This window comes from Pseudomonas sp. A25(2017), assembly GCF_002001065.1.
Taxonomy (GTDB): domain Bacteria; phylum Pseudomonadota; class Gammaproteobacteria; order Pseudomonadales; family Pseudomonadaceae; genus Aquipseudomonas; species Aquipseudomonas kilonensis.
Genome location: NZ_MUOA01000074.1, coordinates 100,416 through 120,634, shown reverse-complemented (window position 1 = coordinate 120,634; position 20,219 = coordinate 100,416). Strand labels below are relative to the sequence as shown.

5 protein-coding genes are annotated in these 20,219 nt (G+C 63.4%); 1 reads left to right on the top strand and 4 read right to left on the bottom strand.

The genetic code is table 11. The features are described from left to right. Window positions 1-222: 222 nt before the first annotated feature. Entirely contained in the window at window positions 223-2,796 is a 2,574-nt protein-coding gene (locus tag B0E42_RS19000) for an EAL domain-containing protein (protein ID WP_077507033.1), read from the top strand. A gap of 327 nt (window positions 2,797-3,123) precedes the next feature. On the opposite strand, the gene B0E42_RS18995 is transcribed toward B0E42_RS19000, so the two are convergent. The 4 genes from B0E42_RS18995 to gspE form a co-directional block, all read right to left on the bottom strand. Continuing rightward, complete coding sequence (locus tag B0E42_RS18995) at window positions 3,124-15,564, bottom strand: filamentous hemagglutinin family protein (protein ID WP_077507032.1); 12,441 nt, start codon at window positions 15,562-15,564, stop codon at window positions 3,124-3,126. Between the two features lie 214 nt (window positions 15,565-15,778). Beyond that, window positions 15,779-16,960, bottom strand: a complete 1,182-nt coding sequence (locus B0E42_RS18990) for a substrate-binding domain-containing protein (protein WP_053188948.1) — start codon at window positions 16,958-16,960, stop codon at window positions 15,779-15,781. A gap of 544 nt (window positions 16,961-17,504) precedes the next feature. Then, window positions 17,505-18,716, bottom strand: coding sequence for a type II secretion system inner membrane protein GspF (gspF, locus tag B0E42_RS18985; protein ID WP_053179403.1), 1,212 nt, complete (start codon window positions 18,714-18,716; stop codon window positions 17,505-17,507). Continuing rightward, a complete protein-coding gene (gspE, locus tag B0E42_RS18980; RefSeq protein WP_053179400.1) occupies window positions 18,716-20,134 on the bottom strand; it encodes a type II secretion system ATPase GspE in 1,419 nt (472 codons plus the stop codon). The genes gspF and gspE overlap by 1 nt, the downstream gene beginning before the upstream one ends. Window positions 20,135-20,219 lie beyond the last annotated feature (85 nt).

The following is a 20,219-nucleotide window of genomic DNA, read 5'->3' as shown; positions in this document are numbered from 1 at the left end:
CCGCGCGGTACACACTGCGATACAAACCCGCCTCGGCCACAGGTCCTTGCTCTTGAGCAAGGAAGCTCTGGACCGCGTGTCCCGACGAACCGTTGCATGCCGTCCCACCTGGCGGCAGCTCAGCCAGGCGCACCATTTGTGATCACGACTAAGTAAATCAGCCCGACAGCCGATATAAGACAGGTGCGGGTGAAATCGCTTTTTTGCTGATGACTTATTTCTATGATTGAAAATGCTGGCAATGACTCGACTGTCCTTTCCCCGGGCTCACCAACCCGTAGTTTCACCCGTCGCACTTTCCCGGCCATCATGCTGCTGCTGTTTGTCATGTCTGCACTGGCGATCGCCGTGCTGCTCAACATCACTGGCGCCCAGGACCAGCGCGCCCGTGAACAGAGCCTGTTTTTCGCCCAGCGGGCCATCGAGGGGATCCGCACGGGTATCGGACGGGATCTGAGTGACTACTCCAAGTGGAGCGACGCCTACCGGCACCTGCATGTCGACGTCGACAAGGAATGGGCCTATGACCAGGAAAACGTCGGCAGCAGCGTGTTTTCGCTCTATGGCTACCAGGCGGTGTTCGTCATCTCGCCCAGCGGCAAGACGGTTTATTCGGTAATCGATGGCCAGATGAGTGAGGTCGATGCCGAGGCTTGGCTGACCGGCGACTTGCGAGCGCTGTTGAAAAAAGCCAACGCCGCGGAAAATCACGACGAAGTGGTCGTCGAGATGCTGCATCACGAGGACGCCCCTGCGTTTGTCGCCGCGTCCGTCATCACCATCGGCACGGACAGCAGCGTGCCCGAAATCCCCGGCCCGCCCAGCCTGTTGCTCTTCGTCAAGGTCCTTGATTCCGGAGCCCTGGAAAACCTGGCGCGGGACTTCGCCCTGCCCGATGCCCATATCGCCAGGACACCGGGCCCAGCCGATACCGCCCAACTGCTGCTCGACGACCTGACCCTGGAAGCCTTGGCCTGGCGGCCGCAGACCCCGGGCCAGGATCTGCGAAAATTCCTCCTGCCGTTGCTGGCCGTGGCGTTACTGGTGCTGGGGATTCTGGCCCTGACCGTTCTGCGCCATGCCTTGGCCATGCTCCGCGCCCAGGAACACCAGTACGCCAGCCTGCTGGCCCACCGCAAGGCGCTGGAACGCAGTGAAGAACGTTTCCGCGACATTGCCGAAGTGTCCTCCGACTGGTTGTGGGAGGTCGATTCGACCGGCACCCTGACCTATCTATCGGAGCGCTTCGAACAAGTGACCGGCTTCAGTCCCACGGAGTGGCTGGGCAAACCTCTGCACCGGCTGCTCCACCCCCATGGCGGCTCGATCTCGATTGCCCAATGGCTGCTCGGCGGCGCCAACAGCGTCTCCTCGGTACCGCTGCTGTGCGAGTACACCGCGCGCAACCAGCGCATCCGCACCTGCAAACTCTCGGTGCGAGCTATCGAAGCTGGCACCCTGGGTTTTCGTGGCACCGCCACCGACATCACCGACGAATTGCGCGCACTGGCCGAGATCAAGCACCTTTCCCTGCATGATCCACTGACCGGGCTGGCCAACCGCAACCGCTTGTTCGATTGCCTGCGCGAACACCTGGGCCGAGCCGATCGTCCGCCCCTGGCGCTGCTGAACCTGGACATGGACCGGTTCAAACCAGTCAACGACTCCCTGGGGCATGCCGTGGGCGATAAAGTGCTCAAGGAAGTGGCGCATATCCTCCAGCAAAACGTGCGCGGCACTGACCTGGTGGCCCGCCTGGGCGGTGATGAGTTTGTCATTGTCATGCCCGACCCGGGCGATGCCGGCGATCTCGATCAACTCTGTGAACGGCTGATCGATTGCATGCAACGGCCCATGCACCTGGACGGCAATACCCTGTACCTGGGGGTTAGCATCGGCGTTGCCTGGGCGCAGCCCGGAGACGAACGTGCCGATGAACTGTTGCGCCACGCCGACATCGCCCTGTATGCGGCCAAGGCAGCCGGCCGCAACACCTGGCGCGTGTATGTGGAAGCCATGGGCAACCTGGCCCGCGACCGGCGGCAATACGAACAGCAACTGCGCGACGCCATGCAACGGGATCAACTGGAACTGCGCTACTTGCCTCGCTTCGACGTGAGCGCCGAGCAACTGCACGGTTTCGAAGCCCAGACCTTCTGGCACCATCCCGAGAAAGGTGAATTGGGTGGGGCCGACTTCATACCGGTGGCCGAAACCTCGGGCCAGCTTGAAGAACTGGGCACCTGGATGCTGATCAACGTCTGTGAAGAGGCTGCCACCTGGCCGAGCGCCGTCAACGTCTCCATCGCAGTTTCACCCCGATGGTTCAACAGCAGTTTCCTGCTCAACCAGGTACAGACAGCCCTCGAAGCGAGTGGCCTGGCACCTCAGCGGCTGACCCTGGAAGTGGCTGAAGGGGTGCTGCTGGCCGACCACCAGACCGTCGCCAGCACCCTCCATGCGCTCAAGGACCTCGGCGTGCGAATCAACATCGACAAATTCGGCACCAGCATCGCCTCCCTGCGCGAGGTACTGGACCAGCCGTTCGATGGCATCCGCTTCGATCGCAACATCCTGACGCAGCTGGGCCTGGAGGATGACAAGGAAGGCGTCCTGGCGATGATCCGCTTGAGCCGCAGTGTAGGGCTGATGGTCACTGCCGAAGGCATCGAAAACGCCCGGCAATTCAGCCAACTGCGCAACGTAGCCTGCGACCATGTCCAGGGCCCCTACTTCGGCGAGGCCCTGGCCCGCTCGGAAATGGCCTCGTTTTTCACCACCCCGAGGTGGTTATAGCCAACCTCTGTGCCAGCCGATCCTCCGCCTTCGCGAGCAGGCTCGCTCCCACAAGGGAGCCGGTGTTGTGCCCGAAACTTGAGGTCACCCAATAACCTTGTGGGAGCGGGCTTGCTCGCGAAGGCGGTGGACCTGCTGGCATATATGTTGGCTGTGCCGACGTCTTCGCGAGCAAGCCCGCTCCCACAGGGGTTCTGCGATGAATGCAAAACTCATGAGCACCCAGGATTTCTGTGGGAGCGAGCCTGCTCGCGAAGGCGGTGGATCAGCCAACATCACTGCCAGCAGAATTACCCCGCCCCAAACAAACCAGCCGGCAACCTCCCCCTACAAACTCAACCGCCCCCGCTCTTCCTCAGTCAGCCGCTGGCGGTTCCGTTCGTCCAAAGGCCCTGCGCCCAGGACCTGCACCGGGCTAGCCGGGTCATAGGCCCGAGGCGCTTCGCGGCTGGCGCCGTCGCGTGACGGGGCCAGTTGCTCGGAGCCAAAGCTCACCACCTGCACGGTAAACACCGACGCTTGGTTCTGCCGCGCGGCGTTCTGTTGCTGGCGCGCCACGTCTTCAGCCGCCTGCGTCGCCGAAGACGCCGCCGAACTGGCCGAGGTAATGGCCCCAGTGTTCACCGAGGCCGCCAGCGGCACGCCGGAGGATTTACCCTGGGTCTGGATGTTGGCCGCGTTTACCACGGTCAACGCGGCGATGTTGACGTTGCCCGACACCCTGATCCCCGCCTCGCCCGCATCGATGGTGCCCAGCGGCGCGATCAGGTCGATATCCCCCGGCGCCACTTCGGCAATCGGGTTGAGGGTGGCGATACCCGCCCCCGTGCTCGGCACCGACGGCGACAGGGTCACGTTGCCCCAGGTGTCGTACAAACGCTTGGGCGGCGTGTACACCACGGTGGTCTTCGAACCGCGACCGGCGTTGATATCGCCCTGGGCCGACCAGCCGAGAATAGAACCGCCGAAGGTGGTCATGATCCGGCTCTGCCCCAGCAGGATGCTGTTCTGCGCATACAACTGGATATCGCCCTCGCCCTGGGTGATGACCCCGGCGGTGGACGGCGGTGCGCTGCCCTCGATGCCAAATGTCTGCCCGCCACCCGGGGTGAGCATCTGGATACTGCCGCCGAAATCGGTGTGCACCCCCGCCCCGCCAAACATCGTGATGTCGCCCTTGTAGGTGATCGCGTTGCCCGCCACATCCTTGCTCGGGAACAACCAGTCGATGGCCTCCCGCCCGCGCAGGTAGCTGCCCTGGCGCACACCGCCGGCTTCGTTGTACTCCCGACCACCGGCCTTGAGCTCGGCAAAGTACACATCTCGGGCAAACACCCGCTGCTGCTCGGCCGGCAGCGCCGCGAAGAAGCTGCGGGCCTGCTCGGTGTCACCGCTGAAGCCGAAGCGTTTCTCCAGCCAATCCACCAGTTCCGCTTCGTAGGTCTTGGCGACCTTGCCGTCCTGGTTCGCCAGGGGCACACCGGCCAAGGCCTGGTTCGCCGGGTCCAGGTACGCCTTGACGAAGCGCTCGTAATCCGCGCCATTGAGGCCCGCGCCGGCTTGCAGCACCAGGCTCGCGCCGGGGCGGGAATCCCCTGGCACCACCGCGCCGATACTGGTGATGCTGACTTTGTCGTCCATCAGGATATTGCGCCCGGCGGTGATCTCCAGCAGGCCGGGGCCGGCGACGTTGAAGTTGCTGTAGAGGATGTCGCGCCCGGCTGAAACGATGGAGATGTCGGTGGGGTTGTTGTGGATGAAGAGGTTGCCGTTGCTGGTGTAGTTTCCCGCGCCCCCCATGTTGGGGTCCTCATTCAGTGACCCGCCCAGCGGTATGCCGCTGCTGACAATGTCCCGCCCAGCCATCATCCGTACAGGTCCGGCGCCTTCGTATGCGATTCGCCCCGGCCATCTGCCTGTGGAGACTGAGGTCATCGACCGTCCAGTGGCGACTGCCAGCAAGTCACCTTCAAGCGCATAGAAGCGAGCAGGATCGACATTGAGGGCCCATTCACTTGAAGCGCTGCTGGTGTCGAAGGCAAACAGCGGCAATATGTTCGCACTAGGGCGAGCGGGGTTGCCATCGGCTGAGAGATTGCTGGTCTTTATGACGAAACCATCGACGATACCGGCAAAGGCCGGCCTGAACGGTGTAGCCAGGGCTGCAGACGATGCTCCGGAGCGACTGACCGACATATCACCGCCGTAGATGGAATCGCCGGCCATCAATTGCAGCTCACTGTTGATGCCGGGAGCGAGCAACAGGGCTGGGCGATTGTTGCCGTTGTAGCCTGCGTCATACAGCTCCGAGGACTTCCCGTAATAAAGACTGCCACCGGCTGCCACAGCCCTCAGAATCGACGGATAGACGACCGCCAGATCCGTTGCGGTGCCGAAGGTGAGAGGCGTCAGGTTACCGCCCGACGACCACAAGTCGACCGCAGTATTGGCCGTCCACAGCGTGAACCAGCTGACGCCCGATCCGTTGGTGTTACCGTCCTTGAAGCGTGAGGCACTCATCATCGGCGCCCGCCCCGGATCGGCGACGTCCATCACCACAAGGTCGCCTGAAGTCGTCAGATCGAAGGTAGCATCGCCCGGCATGAGGGTCAGTCCCCCGGTCGCAAACCCTCGTGTGGATTTGAAGGAATCGTAGGCCCGCGTTTCTCCAGGGGACTGTACTGCGACAGCATTGCCGTATTGAAGGTCGATTCGACCGATGGCGCCGCTGTCGATCTGCGCGTGGCCCCGCAGGTTGATGACCGCGCCGTTGAGATGCCCGCTCACGAACAGGCCCTCGGGATTCAAAGCACCACCCACACGCAGATTGAGATCACCACCGCCGGTCAGTTGCAAACTCCCATCGGCACCTACCCGCCCGGTGCTGCCCACGGCAAGCACCAGTCCTTGACTGCGGCGGTTGCTGCGCGGCTCAAGAAGACTCCCCGCCAGTTGATCGAGTATTCCGGCATCACCCGCCACTTGAACATTCAGATCGCCCCCACCCAGCGTACCGAAGCCGGTAAAACCCACCATCAGGTCAGCATTGATAGGATCCTGCGCAGCGGTGTAACTACCAAAGTTGATCCACCAGGCGGACGGTTGTGCCCCGGTACCCGTGGCAACTGAGCCGTTGCCTTGGCGCCACAGCCAGTTACCAACGTTGACCGTGTCGTAACCGGTATCGAATGGGTTGGGCCGCCCATAACTGGCGCTGGAAACATCCATGGCATTGCCGGTCAAGTTGCCACCGACCTTCAGGGTCAGGTTACCGCCAGAGTCAGGGTACCAAGCGCGATAAACACTGTTGATGCCGCCGTCCACAAATTGCTCGTTTTCACCTGTTGCGTCATTCAGCACCGTACCTCCTGCCCCCAACGCCTTGGGCTGATTGTACGGATCGCCAGCGTAGGTCGCGCTGGCCGAACTGCCGGCGGTGTAGACCCCATAAAGGGAGTCCATTTTCAGATCACCTGCCGATAGCAACTCAAGGTCTGCCGTGCCAGTGCGAATGACACTCCAGCGTTGGCTGCCCGGCTTATACCCGGGGGGACCATCCTCTTCACAACGAGACGGGTCGTCGATGCACAGATTAGGATCGCCGAACCCAACGAAGTCCACGGGTTGCCCTGCCATGCTGGAGTCACCAAAAAACTCCAGCGATCCGGCTTCGGTCCACACCATATTCGGCACGCCAAATACACCGTAATGACTGTCAGCCAGATGAAGATCGCCACGGGCCGAGGCAGGCTGCACGACCCGGCTGTCCGCCGCCTGTGTATCGGCGCCCGCCACGAGGCGCAACGACCAGGACTGCGAGCCCTCGGCCAACATCGGTGCGATGGCCCAGTTGCTCCCCGCCACTTCCGGACGCAACTGCACCGACTCGACACCGGCCGGCAGCTTGATGTCGGTACCTGAAGGGATTTTCGAACCCACACTCAGTGCCAGGGGACCGCTGAGACGCAGGACGTTGGTCAAGCCGTTGCTCGCGTCCGCAATGCCTGGCAACGCAACGCCTTTGGGCCAGATCAGGCTGCCTATTGTTGCGCTGCTGCCCAGCAAGCTGCCGGCCCCCAGCACTGTTCCTGCCTCAAGAGTCTGAGTCGAAGCCAACAACGTGCCGGCGGCGAACAACAGATTACCGAAGGCGTCATGCACCGCTGCGGCGAGGACCGTGCCCGCCGGCAGCACCATTGGCTGATCGAGTGTCGCGGCGACCGGCAGGCGCGTTCCCGCCGCCAAGGTAGCGCCCTTGAGCGGCACGTCGAAGTTGAGCACCGAGCCCGCCGGAAACGCCGTGTCGTCCGCCAGGGTCACGCCGGTACCGGGCACGACGATATCGCCCGCCGCGAAATCAATGCCCGGCAACAGCACCCAGCCTTTGTCATCGTTGCTGGCCGGTGGCTGGGCAAACCCGTCGGTGATGCTGCCGTAGATGTTCAAGTCACCGCCGGCCCGTAGGGTCAGGCTAGCGGATTCGCCGGAGCCGTAGATCCCGCTCAGGACGTTATGCGGATTGAGGCTCTCATAACGATAGCGCGACAGGTCCAGGTCACCCTGGACCACCAGGTCACCATCGGCCGTCGCACTCACCACCTCCACACCGGGGCGCAGATGCAACACGTCGCGATAGCGGCTGTTGTTCAACCCGGCGAGTTTGCGCTGCAACAGATCGTTGTTGTCGAGGGCGTTAGTGATAAAAGCAGTGTTGTCGTCATGCACATCCTCCAGCCACGCTTGATTGATGACCTGATACGGCCGACCACTGGCCGCCGGCACGTTAATCAGCGGCGCATCGCTGTATTGCCACATGGCAACCAGCGCGATCGAGCGGGCGCCTTGAATATCCAGCGCACCACTGGCATCGACAGCCACGTCGCCACCCGACACGCCCCCCAATCGTGGTGCGCTGAGCTGCAACGTGCCGCGAGCACGACCGTCATTCAGGCCGGGTGCACTGCCCAGCGCGACCTCGGTACCGTGGCGCAGGTCGATGCGGGCGCCGTTGCCCAAGGTCAGGAGGCCTTCCCGAGCAGTCAAGTCGACAATGGCGCGGTTCGGCGAGTCGATGATCTTGCCGTAGCTGTCTACCCGCAGGCGCCGACCATGGGCGTCGAGCACAGCACCGCTGCCCAGGGTCAGGGCATTCTTGGCGGCCAGATAAATGCTGCCGACCCGCTCACCGCTGGCGTCCACCGTGCCGTTGACCAGCAGGCTGCCATTGTCCAGGGACACGTTGATGGATGAGGCCTTGAGTTCGTTGCCGATCACCAGGTCGCCTTGCTTGAGCTGGAAGCTGCGAGAGCCGAACACCTGCCCGTCGTTCAACCGTTGGTTCAACGCCGCGAACTGTTCGCTGAGGTTGCCGCTACCGCCCAGGCGCTGGGCCTGGATCTCCACGCCACCGGCCAGGTACGGCATGGCGGTGCCGCCGGCGTCATATTCGCCGGTGCTGCTACCGAGAATTCGTCCCTGCAAATCAACGATCCCGGCGGCCTCGTCCAGAGCCACCGCACTGAGCCGACCGGCCTGGTTGTGTCGGGCCGAGACGTCGATGCTTGAACCATCCGCCTGGCGGATGTTGCCGCTCTGGCTTTGCAGGATCACCTCGCCACCGGCGCTGTAGCGTGTCACATCGTTGAAGGTGACTGCACGGCCCGCCACGTCGATCAGCGCCTCATCGGCCAGGGTCAGGTCATCCGTCGCGCTCAGGGTCAGCTTGCCGCTGGGCAGCATCACCGCGCTGGCAAGGTTGAGGCTTGCACCTTTGATGGACAACTCGCCCCCAAGCCCGGAGACAGCGCCCGGCTTAGCGGTTGTGCCTGTCACATTGACCGCCCCGCCCGCGGTAATGCGGTTGACCGAACCGGCTTCGCCGGTGAGCAACGGGGTGAGGATGTTCAGGTTGCCGCCGCTGTAGACGTAGCCCGTTTTCGCGTCATAGGCCCCTTGGCTTTGATACACCGCCAGGCTGCCTTTGTGGTTGGCCGTCAGGCGCTCGCTGGCGCTGAGGTTGACGTTGGCGAATCCCAAAGCAAGGCGGTTCAGGGTGGTGACCGAGCTAGGCTGGGCGAAGTCACCGTAGCCGAATTCGATGCGCTGGGCCTGGATGTCCAGGCGACCGGCGCCAGTGCCGGCCCCGCCGGCAATCACCGAACCCGGCGCGCCGACAGCGCCGTTCCAGATCAGGTTGGCGGTGCGAATGGTCGCCACGTCGCTGGCACCGCCAGCGCCATAAATGGCCGGTGTGCTGAGCATCAGGTTATTCAGGCGCGACTTGCCTGTTGTCGGGTCAAAGGTGTCGAGACTGACGGTGCCGTAGAAATTCAGCGCCTGACTGGCCGACAGTTCGAGGGTTTCCAGGGCCGGAGCACCGTACTCGGTGTCCCCGCGCAACAGGCGATCGAGCACGGTCTGGCTCAAGGTCAGACCGGCAGGCAGGACCTGGCGCGTCGCCGCGTTGCTCAGGGCCTGGGCGGTGCCGACGTTGATGTTGCTCAGGGCCAGGGTCAGGTGACGGGTGCCGTAGCGCACCTGGTCGTCAAGCTGCAGGCTGCTGCCGGACGCAGCGACGATGCTGCCTTCGGAGTGAATCCGGGTCACGCCGCTGCACGGCGTCAGGCTGCATCCGCCGATGTTGACTGTGCCGCTGGTGCCTGACAGAGGGGCCAATACATTGAGCAAACCATTGGAGACAGCCAGCAAGCTGTAGTTTTGGTTTTGCACATTGAGGTTATAGATAAAACCATCACGAGCATCGTAAGCGGCCTTGCCCTGTCCTATGGTGTTGATGGCGGCGCCTTGCTCCATCAACAGTTCGCCACCATCGGCCAGGAGGAATACCTCAGGCGCCGACAGAGTCGCACCTTCACGCAGCGCGACACTGCGGGACACGTTTTGCGGCGTGATGTAGTTGCCACCTTGGCCATAGAGCACCGAAAACTGGCCGCCGATCACTTGCCGTGAGGCATTCAATGCATTGAGGCTTTCGGCATTGAGGGTCACCCCCTCGAAGCCGGCCGTGGCCCCGCGTCCTTCGACGACCACCTCCAGCGCGGTACCATTGCTGGCGACCACCGCGACGGTGCCGCCGTATCCCCCGGTCTGAGGCGCGAACTTGCCGATGCCCTTGAAGGAGAAGGCCTGGTCTCCAGCGCCCTTTTCCAGGTTCAACTTCAACGTCTTGGCGTCCACTGGCAACAAAGCCCTGGGGACACCCAGGCGTGCGGCATCGGCCACGGCAAACTGGGCATAGCTGGTTTCGTTGTACTGCGAGTAACGACGCAGCACATCGCCAGACGTCAGAATGAGCTGGCTGGCAATGCTGTTGCGCTGCCCGGTATTGGCCACCGACAGCACCCCGGCGGCGGTCCACGAACCGTTGCGCATCTGTTGCGCGCCCGTTGTGACGCCTTGCCCCGCCAAACCATTGACCTCGACTCGGAACGCCCCCGGCAGCAAGGCATAGGTGGACGGCATCAGGGTGTAGGTGCCGGCAGCCAGCCCGGGCACACCGGCACCGATGGTGATTTGCTGCCCTACCCTCGGATCCACCGCACCGCCTTCGGCAGCGACCGGCGCGTATTGGCTCTGATTGCCCGGCACGATGGCGTAGACCGGATTGCTGGACAGCCCTGGCAAAGTGAAACCGCCATTGGCACCGATTTGTACCAGCGGGTTGAAGCGCGCATCGGTTGAGCCGCCTCGGCCAGAGATAAAACCGGCGCCGAGCAGCTCACCGCCCCCGGAAAGATCGAGCACCGAGCCTTCCTGGGCCGCCACCGATTTACCGCCGAGAATCACGCCGATATTCAGGTCACCATTGCCAGCAGTCGCTCCTTGCCCTAGCAACACAACCTTCTTTCCAGCGTACTGATAGCTCTGTCCATCGACAGTGCCGCCATAAGGCAGCACCAACCCCAGGCCGCTGACCGAGGTCAGGCTGCCCGGCAACAAGTCTACTCGAGCCGATACACCCGCCAAGCTGTTGTTTGTACCGATTTCAAGCAACCCCAAAGGTGCACGGACAACACCACCTTGTTCGATCTTGGCGCTACCCAGTTGCAAGCGACCGAACACCGAATAAGGCACTTGAGGTGCTACCTGGGTGGTGCGTCCGATGACCAGGCTACGCGCCGGATCATAGAGAATCATGCCGCTACCGGGTTCAGTGCCCCAGCCATATCCTGCCAATATCCGTGCGCCGACCCCGGTCGCGGGATACAACTGCGCCGCTTGCAAGATCATGTCCGAAGGGGTCAGCAATTGGGTAGTGAAGCCTTCAGGCATACCGCCGCCAGAGAACCCTGCCAGGAATCGTAAATCACCCCGACTGCTTAGCTGGACCCGGTCGAAACCGGCGCGCTCCAGCTCGACGGTAGTGCCGTCGGCCTGCCTCAGCGTGCCTTTGCCGCTAAATATCACACTGCCCTGTACATCCAGCAGGTCTGCGTTAACGGAAAACACTGCCTTGTTTGCCAACAGCGACACACCGCCGCCCTCGACCGCGGGCCGAGTATACCCGTCCATATTCGGTCGAGCGGCCGCAGGCCCGGACAGCAGCACATGGGAGGCATTGAGTTGGACCCGGGTATTGGCTGGCGCATTTGCACTCGGCCCAAAGCTGCGGGCATACAGACTCAGGCTTTGGCCCAGAGACAGTGACACGTCGCCATCGGCGCTCAACAAGCCATTGCTCAACAAGGCAAGGCTGTCGAAGCCGCCCGACTGCACCTGATCCACGCCCAACCGACCGTGACCGTAGACCAGTGAATCCGCCGAGGTTTCGGCTGTGTCGCCCAGCAGGGTCGCCTGGGCGTTTTGCCCCAGCACCAGCTCACGCACTTGCAAGACCCGATCACTGACCGCATCGTTGCGGTAATAGGGCGTTTCCAGGGCTACTGACAAACTGCCGCCTGCCGCCCCTGTGCCACCCGAACGAGCGCTGAAGTCGCCGTCCAGGTACAAACCATTGGCCGATGCCAGGGAAATACTGCCGCCATTGCTCGCCACCGACGTACGTCCCTGGCCGGGAATATCCAGCACGGCCTGGCTGCCGTCCGCTTGCAGACGCGCACCGTCGCGCACCACCACAAACAGTTCGGATGCGGAAGCAGAACCTTTCGCGGCATCGATCTGACCGCCGATGACAATCTGCCCGCCGTCGCGCACCAGGCCGTAGGTCTGGCCGCGCATATCCTGGGCAGTCACGGCGCGACTGGAGACGTCGATCAGCGCCTGTTCGCCGAGCCAAATGGAACGACCGTGGCCCTGGGCATTGACCCCTTCGCCGTCCGCACCCGAGACACTCAACTCGGTGAGACTGACCCTACCGCCCCAGGCGTTGAGGGTGCCGTTGGCAGTCAACTGACCGATGCTGCGCACATCGATGCCCTGCCCCGGATCGACGCTGATCACGCTACCCTTGCCCAGGTTCAACACCGTGCTCGCCATGTCGGCAGCGCTGGCGTTCGCGGTACCGGCAGTGAGGCTCAGGCTCGCGCCGCGACGCTGGGTCAGGACGCCTTTGATCGCATCTTCCTGGTACAGCTCCGGCGTCCAGCGCTGCAAAGCCTCGGCCGGCTCTGCATCGCTGCCGGTGCTCAACGCCTGCTCGCCAAAACGGTACACCGGCATCGTCACATCGACCCGGGTCCCGTCGGCCACCGTCAGGCCTTCATTACCGGTGATGTCATAGGCCGAGAAGCCTTTGTCGAAGAAGTCACCGCCCAGTTGCAGGGTGCCCGGTTCAAGTGGCGAGCCGCTGTCGCCGATCAGCACTTTATTGGCCGCCAGCTTCAAGGTCCCGCCACCGCTCACCCCGGTGCCGCGCAGTTCACCGTCCAGGCTCAAGTCGCCGCTGCTTGACGACGCATTGGTCGCTGCCGTCAGCGTCAGGTCCCCGCCCTTACCACCGCGGGTCTTGCCATCGGCCATGACCGCGGCGCCGGAGCTGACGTCGATCAGGCTGCCCTGGCGCACATCGATATTGTCGCTGCGCACGGCCACGGCACCGCCGTTGATAAACGGCAGGTTCTCGTGATCGTTGCCGTCAAGCAGCAGGTTGCTCCACCGGCCAGCGGTGTTCAACGTCACGCCCTCGCCCAACGTGACCACAGCACGCTGACCTGTGGCGGGCGAAAGCACGACATCGCTCATCTGGAAATTATCGGTTCTGATCTGTTTAAGCACGTTACCCAAGGCAATGCGACCGCTGCGGGCCGTCAGGTCGGCGTTCACTTCGACCTGCGGTGCATAAAGCGTGATATCGCCACCATCGGCTACCTTGAGCGCGCCATCGACCTTGATGCCCTCAAGCGCCGCCACCTTGACCGCGCCGAGTTGGAAGCCGTTGAGCAGATCGTTATCCAGAACCAGTTTGCCTTGCCGATCAGTGCCAACCACCGAGGTCAGGTCAAGGCCCGCGGCAATCTTGTCGGCGACCTTGCCGACGGTGACCTGATCGAGCGTGGGGTTCAAGCCGCTGTTGATCACACCGCTGGCCTTGTCATAGATCGGCGTGTAGCTGCCCACCCACAACTGCGCCCGTCGGGCCACGGCGTTTTGCGATTGCTGGTAGCCGTCGAGGTTGAGGTTCGGCGCCTGGGTCTGGCGTTCGCCCTGGTAGACCTCGCCGACGATCTGGCCTTCCAGCACGGCGTTGCGGGTCGAGACCACCAGCTTGCCGGCATCGCGACCGACTGTATAACCGGCCTCAAAACGCTCGCGCGGAGCAATCAGCGGGTTGTAGTAGTAATCGGTCTGGCCCCAGCGTTGGCTGTGGTCTTCGTAGCCCTTGTAGATGCCGGTATAGAGAATGTCTCCCGGCGCCTTGGACAATTCATACAAACGCCCATTGGGCCCCTTGAGCCAGGACTGACGCAGGTAGCCGCTCTGCACATCCAGGGTACCGCCAGACAGGTTCAACTGCGCCGCCTGCTGGGTCACCACGTCGTTGCCGGTGAACGTCAGGGTGCCGCCTTGAGCAGCCCATTCACCGGCGCTGTGGCCTCGGGTCCCCAAATAACCGCCGACTTCCAACAGCCCACCCGCCGTGTACCAACGGTCGGTGGCGTAGCCGTTGGTGCCCGCCGGCACGTAAATCAAGTCACGCACGTCCACCCAGACATCGTTGTTGGTCAGCTTGCCGTCCTCGCGGTTGACCGGTGCGTCGCGCTGTTCGTTGCCCTGGACGTTGACCTTGATGGAGTTGGATTCCATCGCCACCTTGACGCCAATGGCGCCGGACACATCGATCACCGCGCCATCGCGCACCAGGCTGCGACCGGCGGCGCTGACCGCGACCTGGCCGCCGGTGGCCAGGGTGATGGAGCCGTTCTGGAAGTCGACGCTGCCGCCACTGACGATCTCGACCCGCGACTGATCGCTGCGGTCGACCACGCTGCTGAGGTTGTTGAACTGGCCGGTGATCAGGTTGTTCGGCGTGCCATCCAGGCCGGCCGGTCCGGCATTGCGCTGGCTGTCCAGGGCACTGCCGCCCGCAGCATCGAGCAGCACCGCCGTGGCGCTGCCTTGCCCCAGGGTCACGCTGCCGGTGCTGTCGCTGAAGGCGTTGAGCAGGTGCACGGTGCCACGGGTGTCCACTGAACTGGTGGCGACGGCCACGCCGTTCTGCTGCACATTGTGCCCAGTAAGGGTGATGTCGCCGGTGCTGGCCTGGATCAGGCCGCTGTTGATCACCGTGCCGGCGCTGCTGCCCGGTTTGAGGGATGTCGCGACCTCGTTGCCGCGGGTGGTGGATCGCAGGTTGCCGCTGGTGCCCTGACCACGCCGGATGTAGAAGCTGTCGCCCGCCGCCAGGGTGGTCTGGCCCTTGGCGGTGATGATGGAACCGGCGTTCTCCACTTCGCTACCCAGCAGCAAGGCATAGCCGCCCCCGGCCGTGGAAGTGGCGGCACGGTGGGTTTCGATCAACGCGCCCTGCTGCACTTCGACCTTGCCCGCCGCGTCAGTGAAGGTCGGCTGGGTGCCAGTGGCATCGACGAACAAGCCGCGGTTGCTGAATTGCTCATCGCTGATGTTGGCCGCCACCGCCGCCAGGTTACGCACGTTGACCTGGCTGCTGCCGCTGAAAATGATGCCGTTGCGGTTGACCAGCATCACCGTGCCGTTGCCCTTGATCTGGCCCTGGATCTGGCTTGGTCGCGCTTGAGGGTCGTTGACCCGGTTGAGCACGGCCCAGTCCGACTGCTGCTGGAAATCCACCGTGGTATTGCGCCCGACGTTGAAGGTTTCCCAGTTGAGAATCGCCTTGTCGGCGGTCTGTTCGATCTTCACCGTGGTCTTGCCACCGGCCTGGGTCTGCTGCGGCCCCTTGGCGTTGAGCCAGCCCTGGGTCAGGCTGTTATCGACCTTGAGCCCGCCCTCGCCCAAGCCGTCAGGCACGACCTGTACCTGACCGAGCGCGGCTTGCCGTCCGGCGGCCTGGGCCGCCTGCTGGGCGGCGATGGCGGCCACGGTGTTGTTGAGGTTGGTCAACGAACGCTGCAACTGCGCATTGGCCCGTTGCTGCTGCGCCAGGGGCGGCGGCATGCCTGGCTGCGCCGTCGTGGGCCGCGCCGCGCCACCGGCCTGGGACGCACCCTTGGCGGCAAACCAGGCCGAACTGAACGCCGTCGCCGCCTGGGCATTGCCGGCCACCATCAGCAGGGCAATGGCCTGGGCCAGTGGCTTGAGCCGCAACATCGACAACTCGCCATCGCGACGTGGAGCATTCAGGTTCGTCTGGGGTTTGCAGCGCAGCATCCTACTCATCCTTTCGGGTTCGCTTTAAGGGGTCGCAACGCAGTGCTGTCAGGCTGCCAGCGTTGGTTATAGGGGATAGGCGGTTACAGCCGCTCGGGACCGAACGGTTGTCATGAAAATTTCATGGGGCTGTGTTGGTCGCGGCACCAAAGCAAAAAATCAGCAACGGTTTGCGCCGTTGCTGATCGGTGTTGCGTGTCGCTCAAGCGCGGTGTTACAGCGGACGACCGATGCCGTTGCAGACGTTGGTGTTGCCGATGCTAAGGGTGTTGGTTGCGGTCACGAAGCTGCCGCGAATGGCGTTTTTCCAGGTCAAAGGCAGAGGTACGAAGCGGTTGGCGGTGATGGCTGCGTCGTTGCTGTTCGCTGCCGTGGCGTTGTAGTGACGGTTGAAGAAGTCGCGCACCTGCGTGGTTTGCGCAGCGTCGGCGTAGCACTGGCTGAAGATCACGTTGGTGAAGCCCAGGATCGGATAGCCGGTGGCTGGGTAAGCCACGACGCTTGGATCGTTAGGGTTGGTGGTCGCGGCAAATACCGGCACCCAGGCGTTCGGGTTGGCGCGGTTGGCGGTGGCTGGTACAGGAACAGCTGCGATGGCAGCCGATACGTTGGCGGGTGCTGGGGAAACACCGGCGACGCGGGCAACCTTGGTGGCGTCGTCCAGACCGGCCAGGGTAGTCGCTGCGTAGTCCGGGCTCATGTAGGTGATGCGGCCTTGGGCTGCGTTCACCGCAGTCATCACAGCCTGGCTACCAGTAGCCGCCAGGGCGTTGGCTGGCAGGCCACCGCTGTAGCTGGAGGCGAAGTTGGTGGTGATGGCGAACGTGCCGGTTTCAGTGCACTTGGCATTCAGGAAGCGAGTGAACAGCTCGGTAGTGCCGCTGCTCTCGCCACGGTAAACCACGGTGATCGCGCCGGTACGGCCCGAACCGGTGATCTGGCTCCAATCGGTCAAGCGACCGGAGAACACGCCGCACAGTTGATTAACGCTCAAGTTGACGTTAGCGGTGCCGGTCTTGTTGAACGGAATGGCAACCGAAGTGGCGACCGAAGGCACCTGGATCAATGGACCCCAGGCAGTACCGTGAGCGCTGACGTAACCGCTCAGCTCAGTGGCGTTGAGTTTGGAGTCGCTGCCAGCCCAGTGCACGTTCTTCGGTGGGTTGCTAGTGTCACCTGGCTTGATCTTGGTGTAGTCGTTGTTCAGGAAAGCCAGTTTGCCGTTACCGCTGCCCACACCGAGGTAAGGGGCAAAACCGGCAGTCAGTACACCCGCAGTCTGGTACAGAGGCTGAGGCAAGGTAGCGCCACCGCCATTGACATCAGCCATGGCGGCCTGAGCGGCGCAGAGGCCGGCGAGGGTCAGGGATACCGCGAGAACGTTGCGCTTAAACATGAAGAATCTCCTTTCATCGTGTTCGTACGTAGGTTGGGTGACACGTGCTTGCCGTCATGGCGCTCGGTCCTGTGCCGATGGCGATGGGGTGAGGCCATGGGTTAGAAATTCGCAGCTTCCGGTGACAGATAAAGGAAAAAACCTCGGGAGCTGGGGGCTGTTTTTCGAGTTTTTTCCTCGGGTGTTCGAGGGCTCTGGATTGGGGTTCGAGCGGGTTTCACGGCCGTGCCATGTGAGGGCGCGGTGGAGAGGACGGCGGGTGGTTGCCGGGCAAGCGAACATGACAGAACGAGGAACCCGAGTTTGGCGCGGGCGAGGCTCGGGAGGTGTTGCGGCACGGCAAACATAACTGGCTGATCGCGGCAGTTGTGGCGAGGGGATTTAGCGAAACGTCGCACCGCCCCGCTGGGTTGCGGAGCGACCCCAATCAGATTGAATGCGATCAGCCTGATACACCGAGGTGTCAGGGGTTGGGTCTGCTGCGCAGCCCAGCGGGGATAAATCCCCTCGCCACAGGGTACGTGCCCGATTCAAGGTGGGTGGTTTATTGAACCAACTGGTTGATCTCGATGATCGGCAACAACACCGCCATGACGATCACCAGCACCACGCCGCCCATGACCACGATCATCAGCGGCTCCAGCAGCGCGGTCATGCCCATGGCCCGGCGCTCGATGTCGCGGGACAGGGTTTGCGCGGCGCGTTCGAGCATCGGTGGCAGGCAGCCGGTTTTCTCGCCGCTGGCGATCAGGTGGATCAGCACTGGCGGGAAGACTTTTTCCACCCGTAACGCCGCCGCCAGGTTGACCCCTTCGCGGACCTTGGCTGTGGCATCGCTGACGCTGAGGCTCAGGCGGTCGTTGGACAGCGTCTGGCGCGCCGCCTCCAGGGCTCGCAGCAACGGCACCCCGGCTCCGCCGAGAATTGCCAGGGTCGAGGCAAACCGCGCGGTGTTGAGGCCCAGTACAAAACGCCCGATCAGCGGCAGGCGCAACACCCGCGCGTGCCAGTTCAACCGTGCCGCCGGTTTGCGCAAGTACATACGCCAACTCCAGAAGCCACCGGCCAGCACGCCGAAACACAACCAGCCCCAGGCACGAATGAAGTCACTGGCGGTGAGCATCGCCACGGTCAGCGCGGGCAGGTCTTGCCGGGCCTGGGAGAACGCACTGACCACCTGGGGCACCACGTAGCTGAGGAGGAAAATCACAATGGCGACCGACACCAGCCCCACCACCCCGGGGTAGATGAACGCCGTGAGGATCTTGCCCCGCAGGTTGTTGCGTTCCTCGATGTAGTCCGCCAACCGCTCCATCACCTGGGCCAGGTCGCCGGACTCTTCGCCGGCGGCAATCAATGCCCGATAGATTTCCGGAAAGTCCCGCGGCCGTGCCGCCAGGGCTTCGGCCAGGCGCATGCCGCTGCGCACATCGGCGCGCACCGCGCTCAGGGTCTGGGCGATGTGCTTGCGCTCGGCCTGCTCCACCGTGGCGCTCAACGCAGCTTCCAACGGCAGGCTCGCGCCCAGCAGGCTCGCCAGTTGCCGGGTGGCCCAGGCCAGGTCGTTGTCCGAGAGCTTGGCGCTGAACAAACCACCGCCATTGGCTGGCGCCGTGTTGCGCTCGACCTGCACCTGCAATGCCGTCAGCCCGCGACTGCGCAACAGGTTGAAGGCCGCGCCCTGGCTGTCGGCTTCCAAGTGTCCGGATTCGATCTTGCCCTGGGCGTCGGCGGCCTCGAAACGATAGCGATTCATCAGGCGTCCCGTGTCACGCGCAGGATTTCTTCAGGGGCCGTGGTGCCACTGCGCACCCAACGCTCGCCGTCCTCGCGCATGCTGAACATCCCGGCTCGGCGGGCAGCGGCGCGCAGTGCCTGCTCCCCTGCCCCCTGGTGGATCAGCGTGCGAATGTCATCGTCGATGCAGAACAGTTCATGGATACCGGTTCGGCCGCTGTAGCCGGTCTGGTTACAGGTCGGGCAACCCACCGGGCGCCAGGTGCCGGGCGTGGCCGGATCCGGCTGTTTGCACTGTGGGCAGAGCCTGCGCACCAGTCGTTGGGCGAGCACGCCGAGCATCGACGAAGCCAGCAGGAACGGCTCGACGCCCATGTCGATCAAGCGGTTGACGGCCGACACCGCGTCGTTGGTGTGCAGCGTCGCCAACACCAGGTGACCGGTGAGGGAGGCCTGCACGGCGATTTGCGCGGTTTCCAGGTCGCGGATTTCGCCGATCATGATGATGTCCGGGTCTTGGCGCAGGATAGCGCGCAGGGCCAGGGCGAAGGTCATGTCGATCTTGGCGTTGACCTGGATCTGGCTGATGCCCGGCAGGTCGTATTCCACCGGGTCTTCCACGGTGAGGATGTTGTGGACGCTGGCGTCCAGTCGGGCCAGGGCGGCGTAGAGGCTGGTGGTCTTGCCGCTGCCCGTGGGGCCGGTGACCAGGACAATGCCGTGGGGCTGGCGGATCAGGTGATCGAGCTTGCCCAGCACGTCCGGATCCATCCCCAAGGTTTCCAGTTGCAGACGTCCGGCCTGCTTGTCCAGCAACCGCATCACCACCCGTTCGCCGTGGCCGGTGGGCACCGTCGAGACGCGGATATCAATCGGTCGCCCGGCCACGCGCAAGGCGATGCGGCCGTCCTGGGGCAGGCGTTTTTCGGCGATGTCGAGCTGGGCCATGATCTTTATCCGCGACACCAGTGCGCCGTGCAGGGCCTTGCGCGGCGAAACCACATCGCGCAAGGTGCCGTCGACGCGATAGCGCACCACTGAATGGCTCTCGTAGGGCTCGATGTGGATGTCGCTGGCCTCATCCCGTGCGGCCTGGGTCAGCAAGGCGTTGATCATGCGGATCACCGGCGCGCCGTCCTGGGTGTCCAGCAGGTCGGTGATCTCGGGGATGTCCTGCATCAACCGGTCGAGGTCCACTTCGTTTTCCGCCGCGCCCACGACTGCGGCAGCACTACCAGTGTCGGCATAAGCACTGTTGAGCAACCCGTCGAGTTCCTCGTCGCGCACCCGCTCCAGGCGCACTTCGCCGAACTGACGGCGCACTTCACTGATGGACCAGCCCGGCGTGGACGGGCACACCATCAGTACCGCGCCCTCTTCGGACTGGCGCAGCACCAGGCGTTGGGCCTTGGCCCAAGCGTATGGGAGGGTGTTCATGTTGACACCCCAGGCCCAAGAAGCACACATGCCCCCTGTGGGAGCGAGCCTGCTCGCGATAGCGGTGTGTCAGCTTGCATGGATG

Excerpts from the sequence above, each read along its gene's own strand:
- B0E42_RS18990 (WP_053188948.1), bottom strand. The coding sequence starts at position 16,960 with ATGTTTAAGCGCAACGTTCTCGCGGTATCCCTGACCCTCGCCGGCCTC.
- B0E42_RS18995 (WP_077507032.1), bottom strand. The coding sequence starts at position 15,564 with ATGCTGCGCTGCAAACCCCAGACGAACCTGAATGCTCCACGTCGCGAT.
- gspF (WP_053179403.1), bottom strand. The coding sequence starts at position 18,716 with ATGAATCGCTATCGTTTCGAGGCCGCCGACGCCCAGGGCAAGATCGAA.
- gspE (WP_053179400.1), bottom strand. The coding sequence starts at position 20,134 with ATGAACACCCTCCCATACGCTTGGGCCAAGGCCCAACGCCTGGTGCTG.
- B0E42_RS19000 (WP_077507033.1), top strand. The coding sequence starts at position 223 with ATGATTGAAAATGCTGGCAATGACTCGACTGTCCTTTCCCCGGGCTCA.